The organism is uncultured Propionibacterium sp., assembly GCF_963539965.1.
In the GTDB taxonomy this organism is placed as follows: domain Bacteria; phylum Actinomycetota; class Actinomycetes; order Propionibacteriales; family Propionibacteriaceae; genus Propionibacterium.
On sequence record NZ_CAUTOU010000089.1, the window covers coordinates 1 to 7,035 of the forward strand.

General features: G+C 69.2%; 7 protein-coding genes. 6 read left to right on the forward strand and 1 reads right to left on the reverse strand.

Going from position 1 to position 7,035, the window contains the following annotated elements:
* From mfd to R2N01_RS10665, 6 genes are all read left to right on the forward strand, one after another.
* The coding region (gene mfd / locus R2N01_RS10635; RefSeq protein ID WP_316671000.1) for a transcription-repair coupling factor at positions 1 to 2,362 on the forward strand (2,362 nt) is incomplete at its 5' end.
* Between the two features lie 62 nt (positions 2,363 to 2,424).
* The gene (locus tag R2N01_RS10640; protein ID WP_316671001.1) at positions 2,425 to 2,964 is read left to right on the forward strand and encodes a hypothetical protein; all 540 of its coding nucleotides are present in this window, start codon (positions 2,425 to 2,427) and stop codon (positions 2,962 to 2,964) included.
* Entirely contained in the window at positions 2,964 to 3,620 is a 657-nt protein-coding gene (locus tag R2N01_RS10645) for a MazG family protein (RefSeq protein ID WP_316671003.1), read from the forward strand. The genes R2N01_RS10640 and R2N01_RS10645 overlap by 1 nt, the downstream gene beginning before the upstream one ends.
* 371 nt (positions 3,621 to 3,991) lie before the next feature.
* The gene (locus R2N01_RS11505; protein WP_399553283.1) at positions 3,992 to 4,537 is read left to right on the forward strand and encodes an ATP-binding cassette domain-containing protein; all 546 of its coding nucleotides are present in this window, start codon (positions 3,992 to 3,994) and stop codon (positions 4,535 to 4,537) included.
* Positions 4,510 to 4,905, forward strand: coding sequence for a hypothetical protein (locus tag R2N01_RS10660; RefSeq protein ID WP_316671010.1), 396 nt, complete (start codon positions 4,510 to 4,512; stop codon positions 4,903 to 4,905). Before R2N01_RS11505 ends, R2N01_RS10660 begins: the two co-directional genes overlap by 28 nt.
* Positions 4,902 to 5,756 (forward strand): ABC transporter permease, encoded by an 855-nt coding sequence (locus R2N01_RS10665; RefSeq protein WP_316671006.1) that lies wholly within the window; start codon positions 4,902 to 4,904, stop codon positions 5,754 to 5,756. Before R2N01_RS10660 ends, R2N01_RS10665 begins: the two co-directional genes overlap by 4 nt.
* A gap of 110 nt (positions 5,757 to 5,866) precedes the next feature.
* Here the strand turns inward: R2N01_RS10665 and R2N01_RS10670 are convergent.
* Positions 5,867 to 7,035, reverse strand: a 1,169-nt coding sequence (locus R2N01_RS10670) for a helix-turn-helix transcriptional regulator (RefSeq protein WP_316671008.1), incomplete at its 5' end; no start/stop codon positions are given.

Here is a 7,035-nt window from a genome sequence, read left to right on the forward strand (position 1 = left end):
CGCCCCCCACCCCTGCGGCGCCCCCGGGCCCGCCGCGCGCCCCCGCGGCCGGGCGGGCCGTGTGGTGCCGAGCGACCCCCCACGACTGCGGCACGGCTTCCGCGCACCCGCCAGCGAGCTCTCGCTCGTGGCCGGCGGCGACATCTCCTACCGGTCCGAGACCGACCGGGCCCGGCGCAGGATGCCCGCCCGCCGCAGCCAGGTGGTGCCCCTGGAGCTCAAGCCCGGTGATCCGCTCGTGCACGAGCAGCACGGCGTTGGACGCTTCGTCGAGATGACCCAGCGCGCCGTCGGCGGGGCCACCCGCGAGTACATGGTCATCGAGTACGCCCCGTCCAGGCGCGGCCAGCCCGGCGACCGCCTCTACCTGCCGATGGACCAGCTCGACCAGGTCACCCGCTACGCCGGCGGCGAGACGCCCAGCCTCGACAAGATGGGCGGGGCCGAGTGGAAACAGCGCAAGTCACGGGCCAGGAAGGCCGTCCGCCGGATCGCCGCCGGCCTCATCGAGCTGTACGCGGCCCGCCAGGCCGCCCGGGGCCACGCCTTCGGGCCGGACACGCCCTGGCAGCGCGAGATGGAGGACGGCTTCGTCTACGCCGAGACGCCCGACCAGCTGGCCTGCATCAACGACGTCAAGCACGACATGGAGCAGGTCGTCCCGATGGACCGCCTGGTCAGCGGGGACGTCGGCTACGGCAAGACCGAGATCGCCGTGCGCGCCGCCTTCAAGGCCGTGCAGGACGGCAAGCAGGTGGCGGTCCTGGTGCCCACCACCCTGCTCGTCCAGCAGCACGCCCAGACCTTCGTCGACCGCTACGCCGGGTTCCCCGTCGTCGTCGAGCAGATGAGCCGATTCCAGACCGACGGCCGGATCGCCAGAACGGTCGAGGGCCTGGCGAGCGGGCGCGTCGACGTCGTCATCGGCACCCACCGCCTGCTCTCCGAGCGGATCGCGTTCAAGGATCTCGGCCTGGTCATCATCGACGAGGAGCAGCGCTTCGGCGTCGAGCACAAGGAGGCCCTCAAGAAGCTGCGGGTGGACGTCGACGTGCTCTCGATGAGCGCCACCCCGATCCCGCGCACCCTCGAGATGGCCGTCACCGGCATCCGCGAGATGAGCACCATAGCGACCCCGCCCGAGGAGCGCCATCCGGTGCTCACCTTCGTCGGCCCCTACGACGAGGGCCAGGTGGTCGCCGCCATCCGCCGCGAGCTCGCCCGCGAGGGCCAGGTCTTCTTCGTCCACAACCGGGTGCAGAACATCGATCGCGTCGCCGCCCGCCTCCGCGACCTCGTCCCGGAGGCCCGCGTGGCCAGCGCCCACGGCCGGATGAACGAGAAGCAGCTCGAGAAGGTGATGGTCGACTTCTGGCAGCGCCGCGCCGACGTGCTCGTGTGCACGACGATCGTCGAGGCCGGCCTGGACGTCTCCACGGCCAACACCCTCATCGTCGATCGCGCCGATCACCTGGGCCTGGCGCAGCTCCATCAGCTGCGCGGTCGAGTCGGGCGCGGGCGCGAGCGCGGCTACGCCTACTTCCTCTACCCGCCCGAGAAGCCGCTGACCACCACCGCCCACGACCGCCTGGCCGCGCTGGCCGCCAATGCCGACCTGGGGGCCGGCATGGCCATCGCCATGAAGGACCTGGAGATCCGCGGGGCCGGCAACCTGCTGGGTGATGAGCAGTCCGGCCACATCGCCGACGTCGGCTTCGACCTGTACCTGCGCCTGGTGGGGGAGGCCGTCGCCGAGTTCAAGGCTGGAGGCCCCGTCGAGGCCGAGCAGACGATGCGCATCGAACTGCCTGTTGACGCCCACCTGCCCGTCGACTACGTCGACTCGGAGCGCCTGCGGCTGGACATCTACAAGCGCATCGCCGAGATCCGCTCGGAGCAGGACATCGATGAGCTGCGCGCCGAGCTCGTCGACCGCTACGGCCCGCTGCCGCGCCAGGCCGGACTGCTGCTCGCCGTGGCCGCCCTCCGCCTGCTGTGCCGCAGCGCCGGCGTCACCGAGGTGATGGCCCAGGGCAACCAGATCCGCTTCGCCCCGCTGGTGGGGCGCCATGCCCCCGACGGAACCGAGCTCATCCTGCCCGACAGCCGCCGGGTGCGCCTGAACCGCCTCTACCCGGGCGCGGTGGTCAAGCACGCCTCCAACATGCTGCTCGTCCCGGCGCCCAGGACCGCGCCGATCGGCGGGCGCATGGTCGATGACGAGGAGCTCATCTCCTGGGCCGCCGGTCTCGTCACGGCGATCTTCGCCCCCGACCCGCCGCGCGGGGCGGAGGAACCGCGGGAGCCCACCGGCCGGGCGGCCCGCTCCCGCCCGGTCGCCGGAGCGCGGGCCGCCCATTAGACTCGTGGCATCGTCCCGATCCACGACGCCCGGTACGCCTTCAGCACGTCAAGGAGACACTGATGATCCCTCGCCGACCGCCCCTCGTCGTCCGGCTCGGCCTGCCCGCTGCGGTGGCCCTCGCCGTGGTCGTCGGCTGCGCGCCCAGCGCCGGCACCGCAATGGTCGTCGATGACGTGAAGGTCACCGAGGCCCACCTCGACGCCCTCGCCGCGGGCTGCCGGACGGCCCTCGACGAGGCCGGCACGTCCGACCAGTACCCCGAGGGCGAGGTGCGCCAGGCCGTCGCCTCCTGGGTCGCCCAGGGCCTGATGGCCGACGCCCTCATCGAGCGGGCCAATGCGACGGTCTCCGACGCCGACCTCCAGAAGGCCCGCGCCGGCCTGCGCAACTCCGATCTCTTCACGAGCACCGCCGACTGCAGCGCCGCCTTCATGGGCATCGTCAAGCTCGCCGCCTACGTCTCGATGGAGGGCAAGGAGGCCGCCCTGGCCCAGGCGTCCGGCATCGAGGTCGAGATCAACCCGCGTTACGGCGAGTGGAGCACCAGTGACCTCGCCGTCGAGGGCTCCGGCTCGCTGTCCGAGCGCGGCGAGGGCTGATGGCCGCCGGGGCTCAGGCCGACCGGGGCGACGCCGGCGCGCGGGGCGCCCAGCTCGAACGGCTCGTGCGGGTGGTCGACCGGCTGCGCGTCGGCTGCCCGTGGGACGCCGCCCAGACGCACCGCACCCTCGTCAAGCACCTCATCGAGGAGTCGGCCGAGCTCGTCGACGCGATCGAGGTCGGCTCGGAGGACGACCTGCGCGAGGAGCTCGGCGACGTCCTCATGCAGGTGGTCCTCCACGCGAGGATCGCCGAGGAGGACGGCCTGTTCACCATCGACGACGTCGCCGCCGCGATCGCCGACAAGCTCATCGCCCGCCACCCGCACGTCTTCGCCGGCGAGGACGCCCCGGAGGACCTGGACACGGCCTGGGAGCTGCGCAAGCGCGCCGTGAAGCACCGCGACTCGTGCCTGGACGGCATCGCCGGGTCCCTGCCGACGCTGGCCCGCGCCGCGAAGACCGCCCAGCGCCTCGACAACGGCGGCCCGGACGGGGTGCCGTTCGCCACGGAGCCGATCACCCCCGTCGAGGCCGGTGCCCGGGTCCTGCGGCTCGTGCAGCGGGCCCAGGCCAGCGGCGTCGACATCGACCAGGCGGTCCGTGACGCCACCCGGGCCTGGGAGGACGAGATCCGCGCGGCGGAGGAGTCCTGACCGGCGGATCCCCCGGCGTGCCCGTCGATTCCGGAATCCTCCCGAAGGGTTCTTCCGCCCGCCCCGGCGGCCCTCGGGGCATCTCGGGGCCCGGCCCGTCCGTGTCACCGGCTCCTCGGCCCCCGACAACAGCATCCGGCATGACTTTCGGAATCGCCGCCGGGAGCGGGTTCCCGGAGGGCGCCGGACGGTTGGCTGCGTAGGCATGCGGTAGGCATGCGTATCCGTGCCGGCGCAGTGCGTAGCTCCCCATGATGACCATTGGAGAAGTCCAGGCCTCGAGCTGCTGAAATACTCTGATGGGTGGACGGGGAGTCGCCGCCTTCCCGTCCGCCCATCGACACATGGTCGGGTGCAGAGGAGAGCTTGTGATGCAGAGTGCCGTCACCGTCAGCGGGCTGCGGAAGGCCTACGGTGATTTCGTCGCCGTCGACGACCTCGACCTGCAGATCGAGAGTGGGGAGGTGTTCGCCTTCCTCGGTCCGAATGGTGCCGGTAAGACGACGACCATCGACATCCTCACGGGTGCGCAACGCCGTACCAGCGGGTCAGTGAGCGTGCTCGGGCGGGACCCGCAGCATGACGAGCGCGAGTGGCGGGCCCGGATCGGGGTGGTGCCCCAGGGGACGGCGAGTTACGCGGACCTCACGGTGCGTGAGGTCATCGATCATTTCAGTGCTTTTTACCCGGACCCGTTCCCCACCGGGCGGCTCATCGGCATGGTGGGCCTCGGCGCCAAGGCCACGACACTCACCAACAAACTGTCGGGGGGGGGCAGCGTCGTCGACTCGATGTGGCTGTCGGCGTTGTCGGCAGGCCCAGGCTCGTCTTCCTTGACGAGCCGACCACAGGACTCGATCCGGAGGCCCGCAGGGAGGCCTGGGACCTCGTGCGTCTGCTCACGCACGAGGGCGTGACGACGGTGCTCACCACTCATTACTTGGACGAGGCCCAAGAGCTGGCCCAGCGGGCGGGCATCATCGTGCACGGCAGGATGCTGCATGTGGGCACTCTGGACGAACTGGCGAGAATGACCGGCCGCCGGTACCGAGTCTCCTACGCGCTTGATCCTCTCGTCGAGGTGCCCTCGAACCTGGCGGAAAGACTTGGGACCGAGCCTCACCGTTCTGAGTACACGACTGATGAGCCAACGGCATTGCTGAGGCTGTTGCTGGACGCCGCCAAGCGGCAGGGCATTGCAGAGATCCCTGGCCTGCAGGTCAGTCAGCCCAGTCTTGAACAGATCTACCTGAACATGGTTGAGCAGACGAAGGATCACCGATGAGCGAGGCGATGCAGATCGTGACGGTCCATGAGGACACTGCCGCACGGGCGGGGCTTCCTGGAACATTGCCGGGTGCCTTGGCGCGCTCCAGGGTCGAGCTGCGGTCATTCTTCCGGAACTGGCAGTCCCTGGTGTTCACCATGGCTCTCCCCGTGCTGATGCTGCTCGTGTTCGGGGCGGTGTTCACCGGCAAGCTGCCGGGCACCGACACCGACTACCGACTGCTGTTCGTGTCAGGGATCATCGCAGCTGGCGTGATGAGCACCAGCTTCCAGTCCTTGGCGATCAGCGTCAGTCTCGATCGTGAGAATGGCCTCATCCGAAGACTGGCCGCCTCGCCGATGCCGAAAGCCGCGTATTTCATCGGAATCACGGTGAAGACGATCGTCACCACCTTGATCGAGACGGCCGTCCTCGTGGTGCTGGGCGTGGTGCTCTACGGGTTGCCGATGCCATCCGATGCCGGACGCTGGTTGACCTTTGCATGGGTGGTTCTGCTCGGGGTCACCTCCTGCTCCTTGGCGGGTATCGCGTACACGGCGCTGATTCCCAACGCCAGGTCCGCAGCGGCCATCGCCACGCCCCCGTTCATGATCCTCCAGTTCATCTCCGGGGTGTTCTTCCCTCTCATGATGATCCCGACCGTCCTGCGATACACAGCCGGTGCCTTCCCCCTGCTGTGGATGGCCAAGGGCTTGCGCTTCGTGTTCCTGCCCGACTCACTGGCGTCGGCTGAACCGGGCGGGAACTGGAATCTGGGCTCGGTGTGCGGAGCCTTGGCGGTATGGACCGTGGGCGGTGTCATCCTCGTTGTTCTCACCTTCCGGTGGCGGGGCCAGCGTGTGAAGTGAGGCCTCGTGGAGGCCGTTCTCACGGAGCCACTCGAACGGGCCCGATGGGGGGAGCATTCTCGCTCCACCGGGCCTGCGTGCTGGGAGCGACCGGGTTCCCCGGCCGCCGGTCAGCGCCTCCGGCTCCGCTCCTCCTCGGACCCGCCGCTGGCCTGATCCGGTCGTCGAGCGGGCTCAGGCTCCTGGCGGTTCGTCCCGACGATCTTGATCAGCTCGGTTCGACTGGAGATCCCGAGACGGCGATAGATGTTTCGCAGGTGAGTGTCCACCGTGCGCTTGCTCAGATACAGCGCTTCGGCGGCCTGCGCATTGGTGCATCCCGCGATGACGCGCTCGACGACCCGCCACTCACTGGTGCTGAGCGCCAACGATCCGTCGCCGTCATTCGTGCCGGTGCCGTCGTCCTCGTGGGGGATGGCCTCCGAGGACGAGTTCACGGTGCGCCACGATTCCAGCGCGGTATGGATGTCGTTCTGCAGGCACTTGGCCATCGCATCCTCATGACAGGCGACGAATATGACTCGGAGCCGCTGTCTCCAGTTCAGGAGCAACGGATTCGTGAGTTCGGCCGATGCAAGAGCCCGGCCGACGGCGAAATACTTGTCGATGGCTGATTGGACGCTGCTCCCCCATTGGTCGAGGTTCGCGGCGCAGTAGGTGGCGAACACGTGGAGAATGACATGGATCCCGTCGTTCGGCGCGGGGTGCCGGTCCGCGCCGGCGGAGTCCTTCTCGAGGTACTGAATCGCGAGCCCGCAGAACTGCGTGACGGCTGAGGCGTGCAGGGCCGCGGTCGCTTCGGCGGCGCGTGACAGCAACTCACTGGCCAGCGCCGTGTCCTGCCGGTGGAAAGCGATGAGGGAATGGACGATGAGCGTCCAGGCATAATCGGCGCCGTGGGGGCTGACCAGGGCTCGAGCCCGCCAGCACCACACCGTGGCATCATCCGCGCGATCACTGAGGCATGTGGTCAGCCCGGTCAGGCAACAGGCGATGAGGGGCAGTCCGCCTGAAGACAGTCCCTGTCGTGCGACGAGTCTGGTGATGGAAAGCACACCTCCTGAACACAGGAGGTGGAGTGGTATGGGTTTTTCGGGCGGTGGTCGGTGGTTGGTTTCGGGCTGCTGTCTTGTGGTGTTGTCCGGGTTCGGTGTCGACTCGGTCGGGGGTCCGGTGATCGATGGCCGAGCGGGTGTCGTTCGTGATCGTATCGTGACTCGATCCGGGCTGTCACGGTCCCGGGCCGCATGGTTGCGGGTCGGGCAGGCCTCACGGCTGG